22 protein-coding genes are annotated in these 25,096 nt (G+C 41.7%); 12 read left to right on the top strand and 10 right to left on the bottom strand.

Annotated elements, in window-relative coordinates; genetic code table 11:
• The first annotated feature begins 245 nt into the window (after positions 1-245).
• Positions 246-722 carry a septal ring lytic transglycosylase RlpA family protein gene (locus KKZ03_RS21885; RefSeq protein ID WP_305852368.1) on the top strand — a complete coding sequence of 159 codons (477 nt, stop codon included), beginning with the start codon at positions 246-248 and terminating at the stop codon, positions 720-722.
• 215 nt (positions 723-937) lie between these two features.
• Here the strand turns inward: KKZ03_RS21885 and KKZ03_RS06955 are convergent, their stop codons facing one another.
• The 3 genes from KKZ03_RS06955 to KKZ03_RS06945 form a co-directional block, all read right to left on the bottom strand.
• Positions 938-1,423 carry a YchJ family protein gene (locus KKZ03_RS06955; RefSeq protein WP_243220794.1) on the bottom strand — a complete coding sequence of 162 codons (486 nt, stop codon included), beginning with the start codon at positions 1,421-1,423 and terminating at the stop codon, positions 938-940.
• Positions 1,424-1,546: 123 nt separating this feature from the next.
• The gene (locus tag KKZ03_RS06950; RefSeq protein ID WP_243220793.1) at positions 1,547-5,257 is read right to left on the bottom strand and encodes a pyridine nucleotide-disulfide oxidoreductase; all 3,711 of its coding nucleotides are present in this window, start codon (positions 5,255-5,257) and stop codon (positions 1,547-1,549) included.
• A 410-nt stretch (positions 5,258-5,667) separates the two neighbouring features.
• The gene (locus KKZ03_RS06945; protein WP_243220792.1) at positions 5,668-6,729 is read right to left on the bottom strand and encodes an OmpA family protein; all 1,062 of its coding nucleotides are present in this window, start codon (positions 6,727-6,729) and stop codon (positions 5,668-5,670) included.
• 762 nt (positions 6,730-7,491) lie between these two features.
• On the opposite strand from KKZ03_RS06945, the gene KKZ03_RS06940 reads away from it, so the two are divergent.
• Positions 7,492-7,854: a SirB2 family protein gene (locus KKZ03_RS06940; protein ID WP_243220791.1), complete on the top strand. Its 363-nt coding sequence runs from the start codon at positions 7,492-7,494 to the stop codon at positions 7,852-7,854.
• Positions 7,855-7,870: 16 nt separating this feature from the next.
• On the opposite strand, the gene KKZ03_RS06935 is transcribed toward KKZ03_RS06940, so the two are convergent.
• Positions 7,871-8,632: a hypothetical protein gene (locus tag KKZ03_RS06935; protein WP_243220790.1), complete on the bottom strand. Its 762-nt coding sequence runs from the start codon at positions 8,630-8,632 to the stop codon at positions 7,871-7,873.
• A 158-nt stretch (positions 8,633-8,790) separates the two neighbouring features.
• On the opposite strand from KKZ03_RS06935, the gene KKZ03_RS06930 reads away from it, so the two are divergent.
• Together KKZ03_RS06930 and KKZ03_RS06925 are read left to right on the top strand one after the other, a co-directional pair.
• Positions 8,791-9,303, top strand: a complete 513-nt coding sequence (locus KKZ03_RS06930; RefSeq protein WP_243220789.1) for a hypothetical protein — start codon at positions 8,791-8,793, stop codon at positions 9,301-9,303.
• 397 nt (positions 9,304-9,700) lie between these two features.
• Positions 9,701-10,741 (top strand): sterol desaturase family protein, encoded by a 1,041-nt coding sequence (locus tag KKZ03_RS06925; protein ID WP_243220788.1) that lies wholly within the window; start codon positions 9,701-9,703, stop codon positions 10,739-10,741.
• Between the two features lie 214 nt (positions 10,742-10,955).
• On the opposite strand, the gene KKZ03_RS06920 is transcribed toward KKZ03_RS06925, so the two are convergent.
• Both KKZ03_RS06920 and KKZ03_RS06915 read right to left on the bottom strand, forming a co-directional pair.
• On the bottom strand, positions 10,956-13,019 hold the full coding sequence (locus KKZ03_RS06920) for a TonB-dependent receptor (protein WP_243220787.1): 2,064 nt from the start codon (positions 13,017-13,019) through the stop codon (positions 10,956-10,958).
• 515 nt (positions 13,020-13,534) lie between these two features.
• The gene (locus KKZ03_RS06915; protein ID WP_243220786.1) at positions 13,535-14,041 is read right to left on the bottom strand and encodes a transcriptional repressor; all 507 of its coding nucleotides are present in this window, start codon (positions 14,039-14,041) and stop codon (positions 13,535-13,537) included.
• 342 nt (positions 14,042-14,383) lie between these two features.
• On the opposite strand from KKZ03_RS06915, the gene KKZ03_RS06910 reads away from it, so the two are divergent.
• Both KKZ03_RS06910 and KKZ03_RS06905 read left to right on the top strand, forming a co-directional pair.
• Positions 14,384-14,554 (top strand): hypothetical protein, encoded by a 171-nt coding sequence (locus tag KKZ03_RS06910; RefSeq protein WP_243220785.1) that lies wholly within the window; start codon positions 14,384-14,386, stop codon positions 14,552-14,554.
• Between the two features lie 650 nt (positions 14,555-15,204).
• A complete protein-coding gene (locus KKZ03_RS06905; RefSeq protein WP_243220784.1) occupies positions 15,205-16,854 on the top strand; it encodes an OprO/OprP family phosphate-selective porin in 1,650 nt (549 codons plus the stop codon).
• A gap of 315 nt (positions 16,855-17,169) precedes the next feature.
• Here KKZ03_RS06905 and KKZ03_RS06900 read toward each other — a convergent pair whose 3' ends face one another.
• Complete coding sequence (locus tag KKZ03_RS06900) at positions 17,170-17,442, bottom strand: hypothetical protein (protein WP_243220783.1); 273 nt, start codon at positions 17,440-17,442, stop codon at positions 17,170-17,172.
• A 198-nt stretch (positions 17,443-17,640) separates the two neighbouring features.
• Between KKZ03_RS06900 and KKZ03_RS06895 the strand changes: the two genes are divergently transcribed.
• The 5 genes from KKZ03_RS06895 to KKZ03_RS06875 all read left to right on the top strand — a co-directional run bounded on the left by KKZ03_RS06895 (position 17,641) and on the right by KKZ03_RS06875 (position 22,192).
• Positions 17,641-18,336, top strand: a complete 696-nt coding sequence (locus KKZ03_RS06895) for a hypothetical protein (protein WP_243220782.1) — start codon at positions 17,641-17,643, stop codon at positions 18,334-18,336.
• A gap of 449 nt (positions 18,337-18,785) precedes the next feature.
• Positions 18,786-19,367 (top strand): HdeD family acid-resistance protein, encoded by a 582-nt coding sequence (locus KKZ03_RS06890; protein ID WP_243220781.1) that lies wholly within the window; start codon positions 18,786-18,788, stop codon positions 19,365-19,367.
• A gap of 374 nt (positions 19,368-19,741) precedes the next feature.
• The gene (locus KKZ03_RS06885) at positions 19,742-20,452 is read left to right on the top strand and encodes a TVP38/TMEM64 family protein (protein ID WP_243220780.1); all 711 of its coding nucleotides are present in this window, start codon (positions 19,742-19,744) and stop codon (positions 20,450-20,452) included.
• The gene (locus KKZ03_RS06880; protein ID WP_243220779.1) at positions 20,446-21,714 is read left to right on the top strand and encodes a DUF4010 domain-containing protein; all 1,269 of its coding nucleotides are present in this window, start codon (positions 20,446-20,448) and stop codon (positions 21,712-21,714) included. The genes KKZ03_RS06885 and KKZ03_RS06880 overlap by 7 nt, the downstream gene beginning before the upstream one ends.
• Before the next feature lie 118 nt (positions 21,715-21,832).
• The gene (locus tag KKZ03_RS06875; protein ID WP_243220778.1) at positions 21,833-22,192 is read left to right on the top strand and encodes a hypothetical protein; all 360 of its coding nucleotides are present in this window, start codon (positions 21,833-21,835) and stop codon (positions 22,190-22,192) included.
• Positions 22,193-22,221: 29 nt separating this feature from the next.
• On the opposite strand, the gene KKZ03_RS06870 is transcribed toward KKZ03_RS06875, so the two are convergent.
• A complete protein-coding gene (locus tag KKZ03_RS06870) occupies positions 22,222-22,923 on the bottom strand; it encodes a M48 family metallopeptidase (RefSeq protein WP_243220777.1) in 702 nt (233 codons plus the stop codon).
• Between the two features lie 170 nt (positions 22,924-23,093).
• On the opposite strand from KKZ03_RS06870, the gene KKZ03_RS06865 reads away from it, so the two are divergent.
• Positions 23,094-23,633: a gamma carbonic anhydrase family protein gene (locus KKZ03_RS06865; RefSeq protein WP_243220776.1), complete on the top strand. Its 540-nt coding sequence runs from the start codon at positions 23,094-23,096 to the stop codon at positions 23,631-23,633.
• A gap of 18 nt (positions 23,634-23,651) precedes the next feature.
• Here the strand turns inward: KKZ03_RS06865 and aroE are convergent, their stop codons facing one another.
• Both aroE and KKZ03_RS06855 read right to left on the bottom strand, forming a co-directional pair.
• A complete protein-coding gene (aroE, locus tag KKZ03_RS06860; RefSeq protein WP_243220775.1) occupies positions 23,652-24,485 on the bottom strand; it encodes a shikimate dehydrogenase in 834 nt (277 codons plus the stop codon).
• Entirely contained in the window at positions 24,482-25,018 is a 537-nt protein-coding gene (locus KKZ03_RS06855; RefSeq protein ID WP_243220774.1) for a hypothetical protein, read from the bottom strand. Before KKZ03_RS06855 ends, aroE begins: the two co-directional genes overlap by 4 nt.
• Positions 25,019-25,096 lie beyond the last annotated feature (78 nt).

Below are 25,096 nucleotides of genomic sequence, written 5' to 3'. Positions count from 1 at the left end.
CGTGACTTATCAAAGAATAGACATCCAAAAATCACCTGGCATATACAGATAACCCATTGATTATTATTAACCTGTATTTTTTAACCCTGCGTTACAATTTAAGGCAGCCTTAAGACTCGCCAAGTTAAAATTGTTTCGCATTAAAAATACACTCAAAGCAAAACAATTGCTTTAGTGCTTTAAAACTAGGATCAGGACAAGTTGGACACAAGCCAATCCTCTGGATTCTTTATAAATGGCCACCTATGAAACAGGCCATAGATTTTAATTACAAAGGTTTTTTATTTATGAACAAACTGATACTAGCAGTTTCTTTAGTTGTTATATGCAGTTATCTTTCCAACCCTATACAATCTGCAGAAGCGGCAGGTCGTCATAAGAGTCATGCGGCAAAAGCACATTCACATGACAATCATCAAAGCAAAGCTTCTTGGTATGGTGCCGAGTTTCATGGCAAAAAAACCGCTAATGGTGAAAGATTTAACATGTATGCAATGACTGCGGCACATAAAACATTGCCTCTGTCATCTTACGCAGAAGTCACCAACCTGAAAAATCATCGTAGCGTTGTTGTTCGCATCAATGATAGAGGACCTTTTCATGGCAGAAGAGCAATGGATTTATCCTATGCTGCCGCCAAAAAACTTGGCATCAAAGGTATTGCTTCAGTGCAAATCACGCCGCTGGGATCCAATGAAACATTGGCATTATTGAGCCAATAACTTCAATAATCTTCGTTAATCTTTTTACATCCAATGAATTATTACAATTTTCATAGTAGGGTGTATGGCTAAAACCAAACACTCTACTACACAAAATTATCCAATCTATAGTAAACTTCAGCTATTATTTGTCATCATTGTAAAATAAATTAAATCCTTACTATTGAACCATTGCCTTCTATAAAATATTACCAAGACTATAGAAATACAACTGCTCACCCAACCCCGCAACACCGCTTAAATTTCTTCCCGCTACCGCAAGAACATGGTGCATTTTTACCCTGATTAGTTTGCTGATCAACTTTACTCATTGATTTAATAACCCCATCAAGATAAAACCAGCGCCCATTTGTTCTTGTAAAGCGACTAATTTCAGTCATGACATGCTCTTGATTATCCTGTATATAAAAGGCCTTAAATGTCACCACGCCTTTGTTGTCCTTAATTCCACCTTTTTTTATGTCAGTAATTTCCAGCCGCAACCAAGCAATATTTTCTCTGGAAAAATCTATCGCCTTAGGTCGTCTGGTTACCTCCCAAGTCTCCTGTAAATAAACCCCATTGCGTAAAACATAAGCACTGTAACGCGAACGCATTAAGGCTTCGGCAGTTACCGGTATTGTTTCACCGGAATGAAATGGCCCGCAGCATTGTTGATATTCAATATCCGAGCCGCAGAGACAAAGTGTTTGATTGTTCAAAAAAATTCCTTATAACGGCATTAGGCATTTGTTGCTGTGCTGTTTGACTTTTGCATGTGACTGCACTATTACCCAACATTGCCGACATCGACATGTTGGGTTACAGCTATCTACTAATCCAACCTATGCTACTTCTCCAGATTTTTGCTTTTCCAGCAAATAATCCAGCCACAAATTAGACAGCTTTTCCTGCACGGTATTTTGTCGTAAACGTGCATTTAAATGTGGAAAATCAACTTTATCCAAATCCTGATCCTGGTTGTCGCAAGAATAAACAAAATATTCCTTGCCCGTTTCGGCATCAACGTGTTTACACAAACACTGGGCACAGATACCTTTCATCATGCACTGCATGGGTGAGTTGATAGAACCAACCGCATGATGAGCTTTATTAAGATAGGGTTTTAAGACATCAAAACGGGCCGATTTAACTGCTGCCATCATACGATCCGAGCCGATAACCACCAGGTGATCAACATCAGCCAGCGAAATCGGCTGCTCACCCAAATCACCTTGAGCATAAGCAACCATACATTCCAAAATATTACCGACAAAAGTTTTATCTTGCGGACGTGTGGGTTCAATAGCAATCACATCAGTACCTTTGTCAACAGCCCAAATAACCAGATCAGCGGCCGCTTCAACGTCTTCAATTTTGAAGCGATCCTGCGTATTTTTATAACCCGCAAAATAAATCACGCGATTACCGGCAGCACGCAATGCCTTGCCAATAGAAAACAGTACGGCATTACCCAAACCACCACCGATTAGCAATACGGTTTGCTTGGTAGGTATTTCAGTCGGTGTTCCGGTTACGCCCATGATAACGAGCGGATCGCCCACTTTCCAGGTCGCACAAAGACGAGATGATGACCCCATTTCCAGTGCGATCAAGGAAATCGTGCCATTTTCTTTATCAACCTCCGCACCGGTTAGCGCCAAACCTTCAGCAACCAACACGGTACCTTCAACGGTTGGCGCAAAAGCTTCATAATTTTGTACGCGGTAAAATTGCCCCGGATGAAATTTTTCAGCAGCCAGTGGCGCCTTTACAATAACTTCAATAATTGTTGGCGTCAGTCGGTTAATCGCGATAATAGTTGCTTTAAACGCTGAATCCAAACGTGCAAACAAGGCTTTTAAGTCGGCATCACGTTCCGGCTGTTGCGCCGAATTTAAGCCTGCCAATTGTTTTTCAAATAATTTAACAACATAAGGGTAACCATTTTTTGCACTGGCCATGGCCTTAACAACATTACCTGCATAGACAGGATGATTATCGCCATAAAAACTGATAAATTTACCGTCTTTTTGATAGGATGTCAGCGGCGCAGGCTTGCCCAGCTTTGGGAACGCTTCATCGCTCATCGGTATTAATTCAACAGTATCGTTTGTCCATTCGGGTTCATAGCGCTGGAAAAACCATTTATCCATAACAAAGGTGTCGGGATATTCATTTTGGTAAATAATATTCGGTGATGTTCCTGCCGCGACATATAAACTGCGTAACGGAACTTTGATAATTTGTCCTGAACTCTTCCAACCGTCATTTTCCAACGTCAGCTTTTCAAATTCTACGACCTCTAAATGCCCGTATTCATCAGCATCTGCACTGAGCGGACTCATGCCTTCTGCCAATGCAATACCTTCTTGCAGTGCCTCGTTAATTTCTTCGTGATTTTGACGATAGGCAGGCGCATCTTTCATGCCTTTGCGATAAAACAGCGTTACGCCGCCCCAGGATTCCACCAACGGTTGAAAATGCGGCAATTCGCCCTCAGCTTCGGCGCGTTGGCGTTCTGCGTGTATGGCTTTACCATGCTCCAGAAATTCATCGAGGATAATGGTTTCTTCTTTATCATAACGACCACGAACAGTCTGTTCACCATAAGTCTCAGACAGCTTTTCATAACGATGCAGGATTTTTTCAACCTGCACAGGATAATACGCCATCAATTCAGTAGAGGTATCAATTGCTGTCAAACCACCACCAATAACACCTGCAGGTAAACGCACCTGTAAATTAGCCATTGAAGAAGCCTTGGCGGCACCGGTCAATTGTAACGCCATCAAAAAGTCCGAGGCTTTACGTATGCCGCGCATCAAATTGTTTTTCAGGCCGATAATGGTTGGATTTCCCGCTCCCGACGCGATGCAAATATGATCAAACCCCATACCCCAGGCATCATCAATAGTTAATGTACCACCAAAACGCACACCCCCATAAGCGCGGAAGGCTTCACGTCTTTGTAGCGTCAGGTAAATCACTTTTAGAAAGTTTTTGTCCCAGCGCACGGTAATACCATATTCAGCCACACCGCCAAAACCTGCCAGAATGCGTTTATCCAAATCTTCATAAAGATCGTTAAAATCAACAATCGGTACCGGCAAATTATTTGCATCGCCGGTTAAAGCCACAGGCAAAGGCTCCAGTTTTAAGCCATCAATACCGGCAACACCAAAACCTTCATTTAATAAATAATGGCTCATGGTATAGCCGGCAGGACCTAATCCTACCACCAAGGCATTTTTACCGTTATAAGGCAACATGGTGGGGCGCTTAACATTTAACGGATTCCAGCGGGTGAGCAAGCCGTATATTTCAAAGCCGTAAGGCATGAACAACACATCAGTCAGGACATTGGTTTCAATCTGCGGAATATTAACCGGATCGGTTTTTTGATAAATACATCCTTTCATGCACTCGTTACAAATACGATGGCCGGTACCCGGACACATCGGATTATCAATAATGATAATGGCCAACGCGCCAATATTATCGCCATTACGCTTAACCAGATGCATTTCCGATATTTTTTCATCCAGCGGACAGCCAATAGTCGTCACACCCAGTGGATCAATTTTAAAGGTATTGGTTTTCTTGTTACGCATGCCTTTTGAGCACGAATCGGTATCGCGTTCATGGCAATAGATACAATGATTAACTTCTGACAATACCTGGCGTTGATTAAATCGTGGATCCGTCAGTTTAAAACCGTCCCTACGGCGACGATGCTCCAAGTCACCCATCCACGCAGTAAATTCACCACGATCAACGGTATCGTGTTCAACCAAATTTTCAAAATCGCGTTTTTCAGGAAATTTAAAACTTAACCAGTCAGCGACTATATCGTTATCTTCCTGGGCAACAAAGCTCCAGCGCTGTACGACATCCATCAAGCCGCTAATAAATTCAGCAGCGTCCGGCGCATTAATGATTTCGTCAAATTCAGTTGCCGCCAGCTCATGAGCCGCCAGCTTTGCACGTAAAGCAGAGACTTGCTCATCGGCATTTTCGTACTCACTGACTTTACCCTTGGCAAGCAATTTATAGTGGCTGGACAATAAACCAATAACCGCTCCGACACGCGCAACCCGGTGCTCAGGATCATTATCTTGATTGGCTTCCGGGAAACCCGCCTCAATCAGTAAATCAAAACGATTCAAGATAGAAGAAATAGCCCAATCACTGGTATCCTGGCCTTTAAACACAACACCTAGCTTTTCTACGACTTCGTTCTTAAAGTTAAAAATCGTGTCGATCTCATCTTTAATTTTAAGATTTTGCGTTTGATGCTGTTCGGATACATTAAATAACTTGGCAACAAACTGGCCAACATAAGGCCCCATACTCACCAGCAAGTCAGAAATTTCCTCCGGCTTTAGGCCTTCGCCCTGACTTTGGCGATAGGCGGAAAATTTATCATAGAGCTCAACATCATGCGTTTTAATTGACGCATCAAATACATCCAGTAAATCTTTTAGACGTGCGGCATCGTATAAATCGGCGTAAGTGAAGTTAGGGATTCCAAGGATTAAAGTATGTTGTTCCATAAGGCTTATGTTTGATTAGCTTACATCTTTATAAACTGCTTACTGGAAGTAGAGCGGTTTATGCAGACTGGTTACTGAAAGTAATTATTTATCGGACATTTTAAGTAAAAATCACTATTTTATCCACTGATAATCTTTATAGATTAATCGCCACAATAATGACTATAAAGCAGCGCTACTAAATCGGACAGATACTGCAAGACAACCTAAAATATAAGGCGTGTAAAAATATAAAATCCACCAGCAATTTACTGGTATCAAATAGTAAACTGGTATGGTGAAACGAATAAAAATAACCACCATCGTGCATATTCAGGTAAAAAAAAACCCGCTATAAAGCGGGTTTTTATTTTTGGCAGCTCTTAAAAAACTTAAAGAGTTACCAACCTTGCAATATCAATAATCCTTACTTAAGGATTTAAAGGTAGCTGAGGTTGTCCTTCAACTTCCAATTGTACGCGACGGTTATTGGCGCGTCCTTCTTCAGTATCGTTGGTATCTATAGGTTGAGTCCAGCCATATCCACGAGTAGTCAGATTAGGTGAATGAGTACCATCAACCAGGTATTTTTTAACTGCTAATGCACGACGCTCAGACAATAACATATTGTGCTTGAATCCGCCGGTTTTACTGGTGTGGCCTTGTATTTCAATGGCTAATTCAGGATGTTCCTGGATTGCTTTAGCCGTATTATCAAGACTTGGGAAGTATTCTGACTTAACAACAGCCTTGTCGTTGTCAAATTTCACATCAACAATCCAGCAACCTTTTACGCTGACTTGAACGCCAGGCAGGGTAGTAGGACATCTGTCATTGCAATTATTAACGCCATCTTGATCGTCATCCATAGTCGAGCAATCTGCAACAGCTACAGGCGTTGGCTCAGGAGCTGGAGCAGCTACAGGCTCAGGTGCTTTAGGTTTCTCGCCCAACGGAATAACAAAGCCGACATTCACAACCATGTCATGAAATTCATTGGTACCAGGTTGTAGGTTGGCATTGAAATTTTGATTGTAACGATAACGGACATCACTACGAAGCAGGAAGTTATCACTCACTTCATAAGTAAAACCGGCACCTGCTTCACCGATCAAGCCTGCACCGCTGTCACCATTATGACTGGTGTTCATTCCACCTAAACCAAGCACGGTATAAGGTGAAAAGGTATCACGCATAATGTAATATTGCGCTTCCGCAATACCACCGGTCATATCAGTACCGCCGTATGTGCCGCCATGCAAGTTTTGATAAAAGCCTTTTAACTCAACGTTAAAATGCTCATCAATCATCTTGCCAAAGCCCATACCGCCGCCCCAGCCGTTATCAGACTGACGATCACCGCCGGGCTGTAAAAATGTACCAAAAGGGGCGATATAAAATCTGTCATCTACGACTTTATCAGCGGCTTGAGCCATAGGCAAAAAACCCAGGCTTGACAGTGCTGCAAGAGCAAACAAGTGTCTTTTTAACATAACATTCTCCTTAAATATTTAAATAAAAACGGCAAATCGTAAAGTAAAAAAACCAGCTCTATCATCTTAATACCCATTGCTTCCGGATATTCAGATGCTAGCGTAGCATAAAAGCCACAATTTTTGCAGATTATGCCACACTATTTTATGTTATGTCATCATTTTTATATTATGTCATCAATTTATCACTGATATTTTCTTAAAAAATCATTAAATGACCTGACTTTAATCAAATTATACCGTCGACTTCTCTTCTAACATAAAATGAACGCCGACTAAGCGGCAATTAAAATATTACTATACAATTAACAGTAAAGTAAAATTGGCAAGCAAGCCATCAATCAATTTTTCAAACTTTTAACCTAAGTAATTTCCTCCAATGATATACCCGGCTTGCCGGTTTTTTTATTCATTGACTGCTCTAACAAAACAACTACGCAAACCACTACGTCAATCCTGCATACTTGCAGTCGCTGTCAATAAACAGAAATCCTCCGCCACTTGAGTAGTTTAATTTCTGGATATCACCTAAGCTATTAACAGAGTTACCCTTTTAGCTATTAGTCATTACATCAAACCTGAAAATTAATGTCCGCCTTGCCAATCTTTTTTGATTAGGACCATAACTAAAATATCAATCCGATTTTTAAAAAACTTCTCAAAATAAACGCTATTTACTTGCGCAGACACTTTAAGATCTCTACTTTTCTTGACAGGCAACGCTATAATGTCAAACTTGGAAATAAACCACTTGGAAACAACATGATTAAAATTTTTCACCTTACCTTTATCTTGCTATCCATTTCCAGCTTTGTCGGAAGAATCATTCTGTCCGAAACGCATCCGGCAATCCTTAAACAAAAAGCCCTCAAGATTGCCCCTCATGTCATTGATACACTGCTACTTGTGAGCGGTATCACACTGGTTTTTCAAGGCGGATGGTTAGCGACTGAATATGGCTGGATTATTGCCAAAATAATCGCCTTACTTGGTTATATTGGCTTGGGTGTCGTTGCCATGCATAATCGCGGAACAGTCCGCTGGGCTGCATTTGTTGGCGCCATGGCCTGTTTTGTTTATATCGGCATTGTCGCTGTGACCAAAAATGCATTCTTCTTTTTTTAAGCAGGTATGAAAACCGTTATAAATAAAAGTCAGTATTATTGATTTTTAAATCCAGCCAGCGCAGCACATCCTTACCACAATTAAACGGAGCATTATCAAACTCAAGAGATTGGTAATCCGTAATACTATCCCAGCGTGATAACTGGTTTTTTAATTGCATACGCTCATTGACGGTAAAATGATAACGCTGTATCAAAGACTCAAACAACTTGGGCTCAGATACCGTTATCGATGCTGCCGTTGCAACGACTTGTGTGAGTAATGATTCAATCAAAGCAAGATGCGCCTTTATTAACCCGGCAACCTGTTTAGGTTGAATATTGCCTACCGGTGATAATTGATTGTCTGAAATAATTTTCAGACAAAGGGTCAACTCACTTGACGTAAAACGCACGGCTGTTTCGTAAAAAGCAGAAGCTTCCATATCACAAAGATTTGACTGATCATAAACGGGTAGTGATTTTGATACAGTCTGAATGCTGCTAGTAGGACAAGGCGGCGTAAAAGTTAAGGACGGATAATAGTTTCTTTGGCTATCAATATCGATAATTTTATTGATTAAAAACAGACCGCCCAAGGGATGATCCTTATGACCGGCGATACCAATATTGACCATAACCGGATGCTGAACCGAAGTAAATAGTGCTTGAGTATAAGCGACTCCGGCGGCCATTGCGCTTTTGCCAAGCCCTGTTACCGTCAGGCAAATGTCCTGGTTGACATAGACGGAAAATGGCTGAATGGTAATATCTTTTTTTAAATTGAAATATTCTGCCAAAGGCTTTGCCTCACAAGGCAAAGCGGTGTATATAAATATCTTGTGTACAGGACGACTTATCATTAATAGTGGCACTCACTTTGTTAAAATTTTAATGGCATTGCCTTCAGACAAATCGACCAACTTTTGAATCGGACACTTTAAATAACTCACTAAATATGTTTATCAATACGTTACCGATAATATTTACCTATACCAGCCTGTTTTCTGTTGTTGAGGCGATTATGTTTTTGGTGGCCATTTTTTTTCTGGTTTATTTTTGTACACCGGAGGTTAATAAAAAATGGAACAACAAGCCCGGCAATACTGTTTATAAATTTCTACATTTTGCGTGGCAAGGAAATTCGGCATTATGGCGTGCCTTTTGGCCATTTTTCCTGCTGGTCAATATTGTACTTTATTATATTGATTACCGGATAATGAACGTCACTTACACCATAGCCAGTTGGAAAACCGTGCATGGAATGCTGTTATTACCCATCGTCTGGTGGACACTATCGGTTTGGCGATGCTCGCCCAATACCCGTTATAAAATCTGGAGCAGTGCTGCACGCACAATCACTGTTTGCCTGTTTTTAGAATATCTTTTACGCTTTATTATTAGCACTCAATATCCCAGTACTTTCTTTGATTGCCGACTATTAATAATGAACCACATTGAGTGCCTGTAAAACAACACTCAAGCAACATAAATCCAACACTGACAGAATCACCTGACAGAACACAATATGTTTATATTTGAGTCACAATCATTAAAAATAATACCTTATTGGTGCAGATAAACCATACAATTGCACTCAATTGAATCATTTCTGTAATTAAAAGCTTACTGTTTTTAGTCATGATCTTAGCCCTCAAACAAGTAACCCATGCATCAACCCCTTAGCTATTAAGGCCTACAACAACTCCCTCTGGATTTAAGAGTAATCTGACAAGCTTATGGCCCATAATTTGCTGACAGTTAAGATAAGGAAAGTAGATAAAGTTTGATGAAATATTTGTCATCAAAACGTCATTTAGATTACTTACCATTTAGGTGCCTATCAGCTTTAAGATGAGGAAATAACTATGTTAAGCCCAACTAATTTACTTGAATTTGATTTTAAATGGCCAACAGTCGTTCCCGGAGAAGTGCTGGCATTAACCCTGCTTATGGCTTTCGCCATACTATCAACCCTTGAGATTCGTGCCCCACGGGATAAACTACCCACAAAACACTTACGCCGATCCTATAAAACCAACATTAGCTTGTTCGTTATTAATAGTGTCGCCATGTCACTGGTATCTGCCTCATCCCTTTTGATACTGGCCGAACGTTATTCAGACAAGGGACTACTTAGCTCAGTATCAAGTTCGGGATGGAAAGCCGTCCTGTCGTTTTTGTCGCTTGATTTACTGATGTATCTCTGGCATATAGCCAGTCATAAGGTTGATTGTCTTTGGATGTTTCACAAAGTGCATCATAATGATCCTTATTTAAATATTTCAACTGCATTTAGAATACATTTTCTGGAACTTTTTATTACCCACATTTTAAAAGCTGTTCTGGTTGTTATTCTAGGCATAGAAGAAGCCATGCTAATGATCAGCGAGCTAATAATGACCCTGTTCATCATGTTTCATCACACCAACATTACCTTCAAAGGTGAAAAACTACTGGGCCATATCATTGTAGTCCCCTACCTGCACCGCACTCATCACTCAACTGAACGACATGAACATGACAGTAACTATGGTGCTGTTTTATCACTTTGGGATCGACTTTTCGGGACACTGGTAGAGCAAAATCCGGCTAAAATAGGTATCAAAGAAAACTCACCACAGGACCTTGTTAACCTGATAAAATTTGGCTTTACCCTGCCTGCGCCAGTATTTGCTCAACCGTCTAATTTTGACACCATGATTGCCGAGGCCGCTTACTACAAAGCAGAAAAACGCAGCTTTTCTCCGGGTAATGAAATGCGTGACTGGCTGGAAGCAAAAAGAGATATTACCAATTCGATTTACCAAAATCAGTCAGTCAAAAGCAATACGGCACGCAAGCTTCAATATAATTATTTGAAATTTATGAATCTGGATATAAACTTTAGGCGCATACAAATTTTTTAAGCGTTGCGACAAGCTTATTCACCACGAAGACACGAAGAACACAAAGAAAAAACTTCACACCTTGGGCATCCTTCATAGAAGCCCAAAGGTAGTTGACACTTTATTTAGGTGATATCCAAGAATTAATCCCCAAGTCTGGAGTTACAAATTCCGGGATGCAAAAGAAAGACACAAAAAAACTTCGTGTTCTTCGTGTCTTCGTAGTGAAATTATTTTAGTAACTCATGCGAATGCCAATTTCAGCGCTACGCCCTGGATCAGGTGCAAAATTACGCAAGTAGGAGGTTGAATTGCGTATACTTTCATTAAGCAAATTTTTACCTTTTGCAAACAACATGACCTCGGAATTGTGGAAGGTCGCCAAATTATATTGTCCGCCCACATTTAGCAGTAAATAACCCGGTGTGTCTGATTGATTTTCTCCCGCATAATTCTGCGCTTCTCCTCGCGTCAACTTTACATCGGTTGACCAGTCATTTTTTTCATAACTCACTTGCAAGCCATAGCGCAGTGGCGGCATACGCGGAACATTGCCGCCCTGATCAAACGAGCCACGCGTATAGTCACCGAATAAAGTTAAATCGACGGCACCATAACTGTTTTGCATCAACGGGAATACCGTCTTGGCTTCAAAACCACGAAAAATGGCGTTGGCTTGGGCACTTTGTAATACCGGCAGACAAGCACCAGGATTTGAACAGTCAAGTTCAAAATCTTCCATATCCTCGTTAAACACATTGCCGCTTTGCTGCTGATAAATGTAATCATTAACCCAATTATGGAACAAATTAAACTCGGCCGTCATCCAGTTGGCATTAAATCGATAACCCAGATCCAGATTATAAGAAATTTCTTTTTGCAGGTTTACATCGCCTTTTTCATAGCTCATGGTGGCCTCATGCACACCATTGGAAAATAATTCCTGTACTTGTGGTGCCCGTTGCGATTGGGTTACCGCCAGACTCAGCTGATGCTGTTTGGTAATGTCCCACAGCGCTGAAACCGATCCGCTAAGCGGTACATAGGAAACACTGCTGTAGGTAGTTTCCGGCGTAATACCTTGCCATTCACCGCGTACACCCAGCTCATAAGTCACGTCTTTAATTTTAAAAGACTCGACCGCAAACAAACCATAAGAATCAATGGCGGATTGGGGTACCAGCGCTTCAGCGCCCAGCGCTGCAAACTGGCTGTTAACCGACTGAAAGCCCAAGACACCTTTCACGATGCCTATGGGCTGATGCTGAAGCTCAAGACGGCTTTCGTAAGATTGATTGGTAAAGGTTGTCGCAGGCATGCCGTCATCCAATTCAACATGCTTGTAATCCGTGTAACCGAATTTCATCCGCAGCTCTTCGGCCAGTGCGAAAGGTTTATTGAGCTGGCCTTTAAAGTCATACTTGGTTTGGTTCATCTGAACCCTGATTGGCGCACCGCCTGTACCATTTGGCGGGATACCATAATTATTTTCCAGGCTGTTAATAGCCGCCCCCACCAAACCAACATCACCGATTATCGATGCACCTGCCGATCCACCACGAGAGCGCCCGTTTGAATTATTAATAACGCCTTTTGGATTATCCAGTACCGGCGTACCTTGAAGGGTAGGATCAGTGGCACGTGCAGCTGCTTCATCTATTGGCTGCCCACCAATATGGGTATTACCCTGATCGTTATAAAAACCATCGACATGGAAGGCAAACGGGCCTTTGCCGCCGTCAAGCTTAAGCGCGCTTGAGGTCAGATCAGTTGCCGTGTCATAGCGCTGCATCCCGGCACCGCCCAATTCTTTATCAGGGACTTGTTCGGGAATACGGTTATCAATAACATTCACTACGCCGCCGATAGCGCCATTCCCATATAATAAGGTGGAAGGGCCACGCAAAACTTCAATTCGTTCCGCGATGATCGGGTTTACACCATTGGCGTGATCGGGGCTTAAAGACGAAACATCATTGTTGCCCAGGCTATTTTGCATAACCCGTACACGCGGCCCTGATTGACCGCGAATAACCGGCGTTCCAACTCCAGGACCAAACGATTGACTGGTAATTCCCAGCTCATCTTTCAAGGTATCACCAATGGTTGTGCCGATTTTTGTTTGTAAATCATTGCCTGATAATACCGTTACCGGGCGGGCTGATTTTGAAGTTGACTGTTTTAAACCCGTGCTGGTGATGTACACATCGTTCATCTTGTAAATGTCATTATCAGCAGCCAAGGCATTAGACCCTATCGTGCCTGTCGATAAGAAAAAAATGGCAAGTTTTTTATTCATAAAATGGTTAAGTTAACGAAAATTAATGGCAAAACAAGCAATTTGCGTGTTCAGTGACTCATTCGATATAAATTATGAGCGTAAGTTTGTACTGCTATGGCGCATAAGGTATGTTATAACATAACATATTGCAAATATTATTTATTGTACTTGCAATTTAATAATCGAAACAACACCGTATTAATAAGGAAAGTCTTTTACAAAAACACGCCATCATGGCTTGCGAGTTTCACGAAGATAATAAACTACGCTAGCTGTATTCAGTTTACTTGATCGCCATTACAACAATATTAATAACTGCTGTTACGCAAGTAACTATTCAGTCCCCCTCTTTGAAAAAGAGGGGTTAGGGGAGATTTTATTAGATAAATCCCCCTCTAATCCCCCTTTTTCAAAGGGGGAGGTGAATACTTACTTACGCAGTATTTGTAACAGCTAATTACCCATAGATAACAACACCCGATCTTTCAGGGCTTAAAAACCTGAAAGATCTAAATCCTGCCCAATAATCAGCATTACTCAGTCGATAAATCCCGACATTTTGCACAAATACCATGAACTTCAATGGCTTTACTGTAGACAATAAAACCGGCTTGCCGGGTTTCCTCTGACAAAGCCAACATCACCTCTTTGGCATTGCGCTCCTCAACTTCCTGGCAGAGCTTACAAATCAGTAATAATTGCTCATGCTGATGACCGGAGCAACGACAACCGACAAAAGCATTAAGACTTTCTACGCGATGAATTAAACCTTGCTCCATCAAAAAATCCAGCGCACGGTAAATAGTCGCGGGTTTTGCTGCCTGTTGCAAAGGTTTAAGCCGATCCAGAAGTTCATAGGCTTTAACGGCTTTATGACTTTCCCAGATTAACTCCAATACTTTATGACGAATGGGCGTTAATTGCACACCGCGATCGACACATAAATGCTCAGCAGTAACAAGGGCTTCACTGACACAGTCGTTATGATTATGCTCTATAGATTGCAAAGTATTCTGGTTGGAGGGGTTATGAATGGTCATGGCAAAAAATCAGTTACTGAAAATTAAACGTTATAATATAACGTTTAACTAAAGCGTGCAATTTACTCACTAGTTGGCATAGAAACCATTATTTTATTGGCAAAGCCATTCAGCTTACGTTAAGCGCCCAAGCATTGTAATGCCTGCTCAACTAGTGACTAATCAGGGAATATTTAGCTTAGAAATACAACACGACAAGCACTAAATACCGATAATCGAGAACTGCTTAATAACGGTTGTTTTATTGCCAATACAAGTAACTCTTGTGTTAGCATGACAGCTACCTGGCATTTTTTGAAAAATATGCTATGTATCAATTTTAAACTTAAAGAGAAAACTATTATGAACAACAAATTATTGATCGCTACTACTCTGATTACCTTAGCATTTTTGGCTGGCTGTAACAAAGCCGAAGAACCTGCGACAACTGCAGCACCCGAATCTTCTACCAGCACTACCGCACCAGCGACTACTGAGGCGCCAACTGCAGCACCTGCTACTGAAAGCAAGTAAGATAAGCTCAACCAGTCGCCAACATCCTTATTGGCGACTGTACCCTGCAAGCTCTGGCATTCTGCAATAGCGTGCCAGAGCTTACTCCCATCGAGCAACTATAAAGTTCTTCAAATATAGATTCGCCTCGCCTGCACCAAAAGACTCGCATCCACTCCATATATATCCATGACAAAACTATAGTCATTGCATAGAATGCATTAATGTCATAATTAACAGGCAATGATTTTATCCGCTAAATTTACCATTCTAAAATAGTAATTAAAACTGATTTTTAATCGACAAAAGCAATCATGTTGGCATTAGAACATCCAAAATAGACAAAACTACACCTTATCATTGACGCCTTTGCGTTATCTATGACGCCAAAATTGTACAAAAAATATGCTTATTTTAAAATTCCCTCAAATTTAATTAACAATAAAACATAAAACATAAACTTTTTGTTGTTAAAAAACGAACGAAACAAGGGGCTTTTTATCGTTAAAAAACAACAAGAAACAAAAACCATTTATTATTTATGTTTTTTTAAAAGTAACTTGACTTATTATTTGTTGCTTTGTAACAAAAATATAATGCCGCTGTCATAAAACTGTCACATTTCCCTATTATCCTTGCCTCATTATTTTTTAATCCTTCGAGTGTAATAGATGAAATTTTCTAAACTAACTTTGGCGATTGCAACAACATTAGGCGCAAGTGTGTCATTCAGCGCTTTTGCTATGGAGCTTTATGTCGATACCAAAACCAAGCAAATTTATGCTGAACCAGGTCGTGGTCGTGAACTCATGGGTTCTTTTCAAAAAGTGGATGATGCGCCAGTTAAAACGGCACCAGCAGCACAAGCTGCCGAACTAACCGCCATTAAACAAGATTTGGAATTAAAAACCAACGAAATTAAAGCGTTGTCTGAGCATGCCGCAGAAGCAACAAAACCGGATGCCGTTACCGTTAAACTTGATGATGGTATCCATTTTGCAACCCGAGATGGTAATTTCACAGCGGGCATTAACGGTCGCTTGCAAGTGGATTCACAGTCCAATGTTAATCAGCAACTGCCTGTGGGTTATTTAAACACTGCCCCAGCCGGCTCACCTCCAAATCAATTAGGCGTGCCAGCCGAATTAGATAATGGCGCAACCCTGCGTCGTGCCCGTTTGGGCATTGAAGGTACTTTTTTTAAAGCAACCGACTATAAATTTGAATACGATTTTACCCGAGGCAATGGTTTAAATGCGGGCGGCATTACCGATGCTTACATTCGTTATAATTTTTCCAAACCGTTTTCAATTAAAGCAGGTGCCTTTAAAGAACCGTTCAGCATGGAAGAAGCAACCAGCAACCGTTACCTGACGTTCATAGAACGTAACATGGTTGTCAATACGTTAGTCGATAACCTCAATACTTATAAAGTCGGTATTGGTGCAAACTACTCGGCTGATCGCTGGCTGATTGCATCATCCTTACAAACCGAAGGTATCGGTGGTTACAATAGCGCTTACGGCAGTAATGGACTTGGAACAAGTACCGGAAGTAGTCTTAACAATAACGGTGGTGTCAACCGTAGTGGCGGTGGTGGTGATACCAGTTGGGAATTTAATACCCGTATAGCAGGTACCCCGTGGATGGCAAGTAAAACCAAATTCTTGCATGTGGGTACTTCCGGATCGTATATCAGCATCAACAATAATTACCTTGGTAATGGTAATTATAGTAACGGCGGCGTTATTTTCGCCAACGGTGTTGGTGCCAACGTGGATCGTACCGCTATATTAAACACCGGTAATTTGACTTCAGGCAATGATTCAACAGGTAAGCAAGCTAATACCCTTACCCGCTTTGGCGCAGAATCTGCGCTGATTTACGGACCGTTTTCAGCGCAAGGTGAATATATACAAACCGATGTTTCAGGTCGCGGTTATGACAACGCCTCCATGAACGGTTTCTACGGTTATACGACTTACTTTTTAACCGGTGAGTCACGCAATTATAAATCTAAAACTGCCTCATGGGATCGTATTAAACCCACTCGCAACTTTGATTTGAAAGGCGGTTGGGGAGCATGGGAAGTTGCCGGTGGTTACGACTATATGAATTTGAATGGTGGCGGGATTAACGGTGGACGCGCATCAACCCTTAAAGCTGGTCTTAACTGGTATCCAAACTCACATGTTCGGGTTATGGCTAACTATCTTCACGCATTGGACATCAGTACAGCTAACGTTGCCAACACAACATCAAAAGCCTTTAATAAAGCCGATTTGGATATGGTTGAAACCCGTATTCAGCTGGATTGGTAATACCCTGATCACTATCACAAGTCCACGCTTATTGGTTATAGCGACTTGGGTTCTTCATTAACCCAAGCCACGATAACAACTTCTTTTGATAGTGCTCTATCAAGCCGCACCGGATATTCCGGCGCGGCTTTTTTTATGGGCAAAAACTACCATTGCCTGCACTCTTGCGTAAACGGCTTGCTACTGTATCGCCGTAAAAGCCATCCAATAAATTTACAAAGTCATCGATTATCATTAATGAACTTGTAAAGCCCATATCAGATCAAGGTGTAAATGCCTTATTAAAACCAATAGCGTTGTAATTTATAGCTTACCTCAAATAGCGCCACCTACGTTTTGGCAATAACTAACCCGGATGTAACTAGCGGGTTTTTTGACGTAAATACCTGATTTTTTTATGTGGATGCCGGCATTCTTCATGTAAATCCCGGATTTCTTCACGTGAATCCCGGATTTCTTCACGTGAATCCCGGATTTCTTCACGTGAATCCCGGATTTCTTCACGTGAATCCCGGATTTCTTCATGTAAATCCCGGAATTCTTCACGTAAATCCCGGGATTCTTCACGTGAATCCCTGATTTCTTCATGTAAATCCCGGGGGTTTTAACGTGCTTGGCACTAACCACATCCTGAGTCTGGCGGCATTTAGTTGGAAATTGGCACTATTTACCTAAAATATCCCGGTTCTTAAAAAAAATATTGCCTTTTACCTTGTAGACAGTGCATTATCTAGCGGCGGATAATTTAACTAGACACTTATTTTCTGTTCAATGAGGATTGCCATCATGACCAAGACACCCACTATTCCTACTACCGATGCCGGTAAACGAGCACTTCTACAACATCTAAATAGCCAGTTAACGATCTATGCCACTATTTTGGAAATCAGTGCCGCTGATTTGGCACAAGTAAAGGTAGGGTTTGATTGGTTCGATTATTGCCTTAAGTTGGAAGACGCGGCGCAAAATTACACCGATGGTATTCATGCCTTTAAACGGGTGCTCCGAGATGGCCCAAAAAGTACAGTGGTTAATATACCTGCGCCTCTGGTGATTACTACTGCGCCGACATCGGTACCTTATGGTGATGTTATCGGCTTTATCGGTGCCTTGATTGTGCGTATTAAAAAACATAAAAATTATACTGAAGCGATTGGTAAAGCCTTGCATATCATTGCCCCACAAAGCCCCGGCCCGGATCATGCCACCTTGCAACCGGAACTAACCGTTACCTTTAAAGGCGGACATCCGATTTTGCATTGGCAACATAATGGCACTGACGCCCTGGAACTGGAAGCGGATTATGGTACCGGTACCTTTAGTTTGCTAACCATTAAAATGTCACCCAGCTTTGAGGACACCACCCCCTTGCCTCCATTCGATACCGTGGCACTTTGGAAATATCGTGGCATTTACCGCCTGCACGATGAACAGGTAGGACAATGGAGTAAGGTGTTGGATGTTAGTGTTAAAGGTAACTAAACGGATAGGGCAGTTTTTTTTCGTCGTAAGACTCTAGTGGATAATAAAGTCGTGTTTTAAGTGGCAGCGCTTATTGCTCCATTATGCCAGGCAAGAACATCGTTTTACGTCGGTACAAATAATAATCCTTAATATCTTGAAGGAATATTACCTGTCAATATCCATTTTATTTTAGCTAAAAATCTATAGCCGCTTTACTTTGCCCTAACTCCTTGCACCACTATCGATAAATTAGTTATACCGATTGGTAATCGGTATGAAAATAGCCAGACTGTTTGCCAGTGCGTAATTTTCCTTATATCGATATATAATACCCGGTGACTTTTTATAAGGGTAAGTCTTTCAGCTTGTATATTCCGTAAACAAGCTGAAAACCACTGATACGCTTTAAAAAATGTCTGAAAACTCGCGACACCGACAAATTACTCAACCTGTTATGAGGAAACGCCATGACCGAAATAGAAACCAGCACTATTGAAATAAAACAGCTAAAAAAGCAAATGGACCATTACTTCCAGAGCCATTGGAAATTATTTTTTGCAGAAGGTGTTTTCCTTATTATCTTGGGCGCTATTGCCATTTTAATCCCGTATTTTTTTACTGTAGCCATAGTCGTCTCGTTAGGCTGGATTCTTGTGCTTGGAGGTATATTTCTTCTGACCCGGGCGTTGTTTTTTATACGTATGCCGGGTTCCGGCTTATGGCTGTTTATGGGCTTGTTACAACTGGTCATCGGTTATCTATTTCTGGCAAAACCGTTAGGCGGGGTGCTCACCTTAACCCTGTTGATGGCACTCTTTTTTACTCTGGAAGGTATTGCCAAGATTTCTTTCGCGCTAATGATGCGACCCTTAAAACACTGGGGCTGGGTATTTTTTAGCGGGGTAACGGCGTTAATTTTGGCACTAATCATTTGGCTAGGCTGGCCCGGAACAGCGGAATGGTTATTAGGCCTGTTTTTTGGTATTAATCTGTTTTTAGGCGGCTGGTCAATAGTCAATATCAGCCTGCGCTACAAAGATAGCCAGTAATAGCCGGGCTTACTGCGCGCGCCTTTATGGGTATTAAAACTTATACTCTCTGGCATGCACGGCACGCCCTTACTATATCCATAGGTGTCTACACAAATCATATCGCCGTCATTCCGGCAGGGATTGCCGGAATTCAGGACACAGGGATGTGAAAAATTCGATAAAAAGTAGCTTGATATAGCTAAAACATGGCTTGCATAATTCAATATTACCATCCATGGCATCTGGATCCCGGCCAACCCTCGCTTCGCTCTCCCTGCCAATGGGATGACGAACTGTGTAGATACCTATGCAATATATGTTAAAGCACTGCTATATTATTTTTTACGTGCGACCTTGGTTGGTAGCCCGTTTTCTCAAGGAAAAACAACATAATGCATCTTAAAGATCTGTCCATCACCAAGAAACTGTCAGTCATTCTGGCGCTTGCCGCCGTTATTGTGGTCATTGGCCATGAACTGGAGCTTTATCTTCCTGATCTGGAATTAAAGATTGAGCAGCTCGGCGCTTTTGCGCCACTTGGTTTTATTGTTTTATTTGTGTTGTTGACACCGGTTTTTGTCTCGGTCGATACTCTCTGCTTTGCCGCAGGTTTATTATTTTCATTGGGAACTGCCGAATTGTATATGGCGATAGCGACCTATCTGGCTTCTGCGCTTATTTTTTTTCTGGGTCGCTATTTAATTAAAGACCGGGTTATTAGTTTTATTTCCAAACACCAACACTTGGCCGCTCTGGATAGCGCAATTAACAGTCAGCCATTTAAGCTAATGTTTCTTCTGCGACTAACACCGTTGCCGTTTGCCATGTTAAGTTATGCGCTGGCAGTCACCCAAGTCAGATTTTGGACTTACCTGTCCGCAACCAGCGGCATCCTGATTTACAATTGCAGTTTGGTGTATATGGGCTATACCACTAAACATCTGGCCGGCTTGGTCAGTGGCTCAACAAAACAGAGTAGTGTCTCTTACCCACTATTGGCACTAGGCGTCATCGTGTTATTAACCGTACTGTTTTATGTCACCAAAATAGCCGGTGAATCCATCAATCGGCTAAGCACAGAACCCTCAAGCCCCTCATGTTAATGGAGTTTTATCGCGGCATTCCACCGCTGTTATTACAATTTATCATGACCGTGGGTTTCTCTTTTGTCGTCGGCCTTGAGTTTCGCAGCTACCATCACGCTAATAACTACAAATTACATTTTGGTAGTACCCGTACTTTTGTACTGATTGGTGTGTTGGGTTTTATCCTCTATACCATGGACCCCAGCCGATTATTATTTGCGGCCGGCTTATTGCTGCTGGGTGCTTTGCTATTGGTTTTTTACTGGCGACTCTCGGCAACGAAACAATTTTCACTATTCAGTACTCTGTTTGCCCTATTAATTTATTTAATAGGGCCTATCACCAGTCTGTTTCCCGGTTGGTTTCTGGTACTTTTTATTGTCGTACTCATTTTGATATTAAGCGAAAAAACGCTGATTCATCATTTTTCCGATCAACTGGCTAATGAAGAAATAGCTACATTGGCCAAATTTCTTATTATTTCCGGCGTTATTTTGCCGTTACTGCCTGACCAAGCCATCGCGCCGATGCTGCCGGTTACTTACTACCGGGTATGGCTTGCCGTGATTATCGTCTCCGGTTTTTCTTACTTAAGTTACCTGATCAACAGTTATTTTTTTAAAAGTCGCAGCCTGTTGATTACCGGACTATTAGGCGGACTTTATTCCAGCACGGCTGCGACTGTTGTTATCGGACGTCAGGCCCATAGTCTTGATAGCACCTCAGGACGAAAAGTATCGTCAGCGCTTATTATTGCGACAATCATGATGTACATGCGCTTATTGGCGATTATTTTTGTGTTTGACAAAAGTGTGGCGATGCAATTACTCGCGCCCTTCATAGTTATTATTTTTATTTCTGCATTGGCAGTTTTTGGCTTGTTAACCGTTAGAAATCATGCGCCGATATTACACGAAACCACTGAAGTAAAGCATCCTCTGGAGCTATCAACCGCTATTTTATTTGCATTATTGTTTATGCTGTTTGCCTTTATCACGCAGTATGTAACCAGTAATTATGGTAGCCACGGCCTTAAATATATGGCTATCATTGTCGGTTTTACTGATATTGATCCATTTATTCTATCATTACTCAGCGGTAAGTTTATTGTCTCGGACTCGGCTCTGGTCTCTGCCGTGATATTGGCAAGCGGTAGTAATAACTTGTTAAAAGCCACTTATGCCATTGCTTTGGCAAGAAACCGTTCTGTCTTGTTTGGCGCGGCATGGCTGGCATTTTTATTTATCATCTCAATTTTATACACTTATAAATATGCCTGATAAGTTGTTTATGGATAAAAGGCCTATGTGAGGGGAGAGTTCAATCACAGTAAAGTTTCAAGGACTTACTGTTTAATTTTTTTAAAAAACCAGCCAATCTTCGTAAGAGAGGTAATTTATGGAACACCAAGGTAAAACCAAACTGATGACAAAAGTATTTATAGTGGGACTGATCATTGCGATATTCAGCTATTTATTTCACCCTGATGTCGGCCAATTTAGCCTGATGGTAAACGGTGCCCCGGTTGCCAGTCCGTTGCTGCATTTTGCGGCTATCCCGTCAGCTTTAGTGATCATGTTAATTACGGGGGTGCTAATCGTGTTATTGTTTTTAGGTGTTGGCATGTTTTTGTTTATGACGGCCGCCTTTATAGGCTTGCTGGGGATTGCCATTGTTGTACCCTTTTTCTGGCCAATACTGCTGATTATTTTTCTGATAATCGCCTTAACATCGTTTAACCCAAAAGCTAAACTATGATTATCCAGGGCTAGCTGGGCGTGCCCTGCTTAAATCTCCAGACGGGCACCATTAATTTTTAACCAGGCACTACAGTCCCGGTAATCATGACAATACCTTTCAACGGTTTTCCAGAATAAGGGCGAATGGTTATGGTGAAGGATGTGGCATAACTCATGAACAACGACATAATTAATAACCGAATCCGGTGCGATAATAATTTTCCAGTTGTATTGAATGCCTCCGCTGGCATTACAACTCCCCCATCTGGATTTAAACGCTTTAATAATAACGGATGATGGCTTAACGCCAATAATTCTGGAGTAGCTCTCCGTCTTTTGTCGCAACCCGGATTCGGCTTGCTGCTTGTACCACTTAATCAGCATCTGCCTGATTGCCTTGCTATTATCGGCAGCTTTATCCCTGACTGAAACCACCAGTTCGTCACTGTGCTGTGTAATAGTCGGATAAAGTCCGGTTTCAATAGTTAACCGATGTTGTTTGCCCAGATAAGAAAAAGCTTCACCGGATACAAACTCTTTCGGTTTTATGGCAAAAATTTCCTGATGTAGCGCCAGCTTTTCTTTTATCCAACGAGTCTTTTCAGTGACTAAATATTCAATGACAGCCATACTTAATCGCTCGGGAACCATAACAAATACCTGACCTTTTTGTATTTTTATGGCTGAGGTTTTTCTTTTGGGAGATCGAATTATTTCGGCAACAAAGCCGTTTCCTTGTATGACAGTCATGAGATGGCTTAAAAATCAGAGTGAGTGACTTAGGTAATTTATCGCTTCATAATATAGTCAAGCGTCCGGGTAGCTGTTTATGCTTAACGCTTGCACTTCGAAGTTAAATCCACCTTTTATATCAGTATCCCATTTTTTCGAGTCCATGTTAAAAAATAAGGCCGTGTATTGTGTCAATCAGAAAATTTAATGATAAAGAGCCCATCATTGGTGAGTCTGTTTATATCGATGACAGTGCCGTTGTTATTGGCGATGTTACGCTGGGCAGTGATGTATCCATATGGCCTGCAACCGTCATCAGAGGCGATGTTGAAAGCATCAAAATTGGTGCCGGCAGTAATGTTCAGGATGGCTGTGTCTTGCATGTCTCTCATGCCGGCAAGTTTTCACCTCAAGGTCATCCGTTAACTATCGGCAAAGGTGTCACTATTGGCCATAGAGCCGTAGTACATGCTTGTACCATCGGCGATTATTGCCTGATTGGCATAGGTGCAATCATTATGGATGATGTGGTTCTCGAAGATTATGTCATGCTGGGTGCAGGCTCTTTGGTTCCACCAGGAAAGAGACTGGAAAGCGGCTATTTATATGTTGGCTCTCCAGCCAAACAGGCAAGACCTTTAAAAGAATCCGAAAAAGAATTTTTGGAGTATTCGGCACAACAGTATGTGCATTTAAAAAATGAATATTTGAAGCAGGAAAAAGCATAACTTTGAAAAACCGCTTTTTTACAGCTTTCGTTCTTTATTAAGCAGCTCAATAACCGGTCGGGTTTTGGGGCGAATGCCTCGCCAGATAAAAAAGGCTTCTGCCGCCTGCTCTACCAGCATGCCCAAACCATCGAGACTTTTTAGCGCCTGATTTTGCTGTCCCCACTGTACAAAAACTGTTGGTTCGTTACTGTAGGCAAGATCATAACAGATGCCATTTTTGGCGAGTAAGGCTTCCGGCAGGGGCGGTAATTGACCACTCAAACTGGTTGAGGTGGCATTTATAATTAAATCAAATTGCCGGCCGTTTAAATCACTAAAACCACAGCCGGTAATTAAACCTTTGGTACTAAATTCGCCGGCCAGATTAATGGCTTTATCAACAGTGCGATTCGCAATAACCATGGAATGTACCGATTGTTCAAGAAGAGGAGCGATGATCCCTCTGCTTGCCCCACCTGCCCCCAAAATCAGGATTCTGCTACCTGCCAAAGTAATGCCATGATTACTGATTAAATCAGTCACCAAGCCAATGCCATCGGTATTATCACCAAGAAGAGAGCCATCCGCCTGTAACGCCAAGGTGTTAACCGCTTTGGCCAGACAAGCGCGTTCTGTTTTAACATCCGCATAAGCCCAGGCGAGTTCTTTCAGCGGAATGGTGCAATTTAAGCCCTTCCCGCCATTAGCAAAAAAAGCTGCCACAGCCGCAGAAAACTGGTCAGCGGGCACGTCTTGTGCCTTATAGTCAAGCGTCTGTCCGGTTTGTTCGGCAAAAATCTTATGAATACGTGGCGATTTACTGTGTTTAATCGGATGACCAAAGACAGCATAGTGATCGACTATCCTCATGCTGCTTTTACTCTTTTTTCCAGCCAGGATTGCACCATGATTGTTCCTGCAACAATTAATATGGCGATAAATAATTCAATCCAGAAAAAATGTTGCCAGTGTGCGGCAATAATGGCGGACACTCCCAGAAAAACACCGACCACACTAAAACGCCAACCGACTCGCAACCCGTCAAGAATGGTTGACTGTGCCAAAACCATCATAATAACCAACGCAGCATTTTCTCGCGTCATGTGATCCGTTTTTTGTAATAAAGAGACACCTTCCACTACCAGCAAAGACGTAAACCAATGAATGGATTGTTCTCGTAATATTTTCTTAAAATCAGTGATACGCTGCCTTGATTGCAACCATCCAATAATTATTGAAAAAAAAGCAAACACAAAAACCATAATCATCCAGTACGCATAGCCGTCTATAGGCGAATAGTCGGTTATGCGCACACCAACTAGGGACAGGATAATCAGTAAAATTAAAATAGGTTCTTCGGTATAAAAACGTCTTTGGGCTACGCTGTCTTCGTCTTCTAGCATGTCATAGGCTCTACTTTATCTATCAGGAAAAATAAACGATTAATAAAAATACAGCTAATCGTCATGAAAAAATATGGT

The sequence above is a fragment of the Methylobacter sp. S3L5C genome, from assembly GCF_022788635.1.
In the GTDB taxonomy this organism is placed as follows: Bacteria; Pseudomonadota; Gammaproteobacteria; order Methylococcales; family Methylomonadaceae; genus Methylobacter_C.
Note: the sequence above shows the minus strand (reverse complement) of the source record. Positions and strands in the feature narration are given on the sequence as shown.

Bases quoted from the DNA above. Each gene is read 5' to 3' on its own strand.
- KKZ03_RS21885 (WP_305852368.1), top strand. From the start codon at position 246: ATGAAACAGGCCATAGATTTTAATTACAAAGGTTTTTTATTTATGAAC.
- KKZ03_RS06950 (WP_243220793.1), bottom strand. From the start codon at position 5,257: ATGGAACAACATACTTTAATCCTTGGAATCCCTAACTTCACTTACGCC.
- KKZ03_RS06945 (WP_243220792.1), bottom strand. From the start codon at position 6,729: ATGTTAAAAAGACACTTGTTTGCTCTTGCAGCACTGTCAAGCCTGGGT.
- KKZ03_RS06940 (WP_243220791.1), top strand. From the start codon at position 7,492: ATGATTAAAATTTTTCACCTTACCTTTATCTTGCTATCCATTTCCAGC.
- KKZ03_RS06930 (WP_243220789.1), top strand. From the start codon at position 8,791: ATGTTTATCAATACGTTACCGATAATATTTACCTATACCAGCCTGTTT.
- KKZ03_RS06925 (WP_243220788.1), top strand. From the start codon at position 9,701: ATGTTAAGCCCAACTAATTTACTTGAATTTGATTTTAAATGGCCAACA.
- KKZ03_RS06920 (WP_243220787.1), bottom strand. From the start codon at position 13,019: ATGAATAAAAAACTTGCCATTTTTTTCTTATCGACAGGCACGATAGGG.
- KKZ03_RS06915 (WP_243220786.1), bottom strand. From the start codon at position 14,041: ATGACCATTCATAACCCCTCCAACCAGAATACTTTGCAATCTATAGAG.
- KKZ03_RS06910 (WP_243220785.1), top strand. From the start codon at position 14,384: ATGAACAACAAATTATTGATCGCTACTACTCTGATTACCTTAGCATTT.
- KKZ03_RS06905 (WP_243220784.1), top strand. From the start codon at position 15,205: ATGAAATTTTCTAAACTAACTTTGGCGATTGCAACAACATTAGGCGCA.
- KKZ03_RS06900 (WP_243220783.1), bottom strand. From the start codon at position 17,442: ATGAAGAAATCAGGGATTCACGTGAAGAATCCCGGGATTTACGTGAAG.
- KKZ03_RS06895 (WP_243220782.1), top strand. From the start codon at position 17,641: ATGACCAAGACACCCACTATTCCTACTACCGATGCCGGTAAACGAGCA.
- KKZ03_RS06890 (WP_243220781.1), top strand. From the start codon at position 18,786: ATGACCGAAATAGAAACCAGCACTATTGAAATAAAACAGCTAAAAAAG.
- KKZ03_RS06885 (WP_243220780.1), top strand. From the start codon at position 19,742: ATGCATCTTAAAGATCTGTCCATCACCAAGAAACTGTCAGTCATTCTG.
- KKZ03_RS06880 (WP_243220779.1), top strand. From the start codon at position 20,446: ATGTTAATGGAGTTTTATCGCGGCATTCCACCGCTGTTATTACAATTT.
- KKZ03_RS06875 (WP_243220778.1), top strand. From the start codon at position 21,833: ATGGAACACCAAGGTAAAACCAAACTGATGACAAAAGTATTTATAGTG.
- KKZ03_RS06870 (WP_243220777.1), bottom strand. From the start codon at position 22,923: ATGACTGTCATACAAGGAAACGGCTTTGTTGCCGAAATAATTCGATCT.
- aroE (WP_243220775.1), bottom strand. From the start codon at position 24,485: ATGAGGATAGTCGATCACTATGCTGTCTTTGGTCATCCGATTAAACAC.
- KKZ03_RS06855 (WP_243220774.1), bottom strand. From the start codon at position 25,018: ATGCTAGAAGACGAAGACAGCGTAGCCCAAAGACGTTTTTATACCGAA.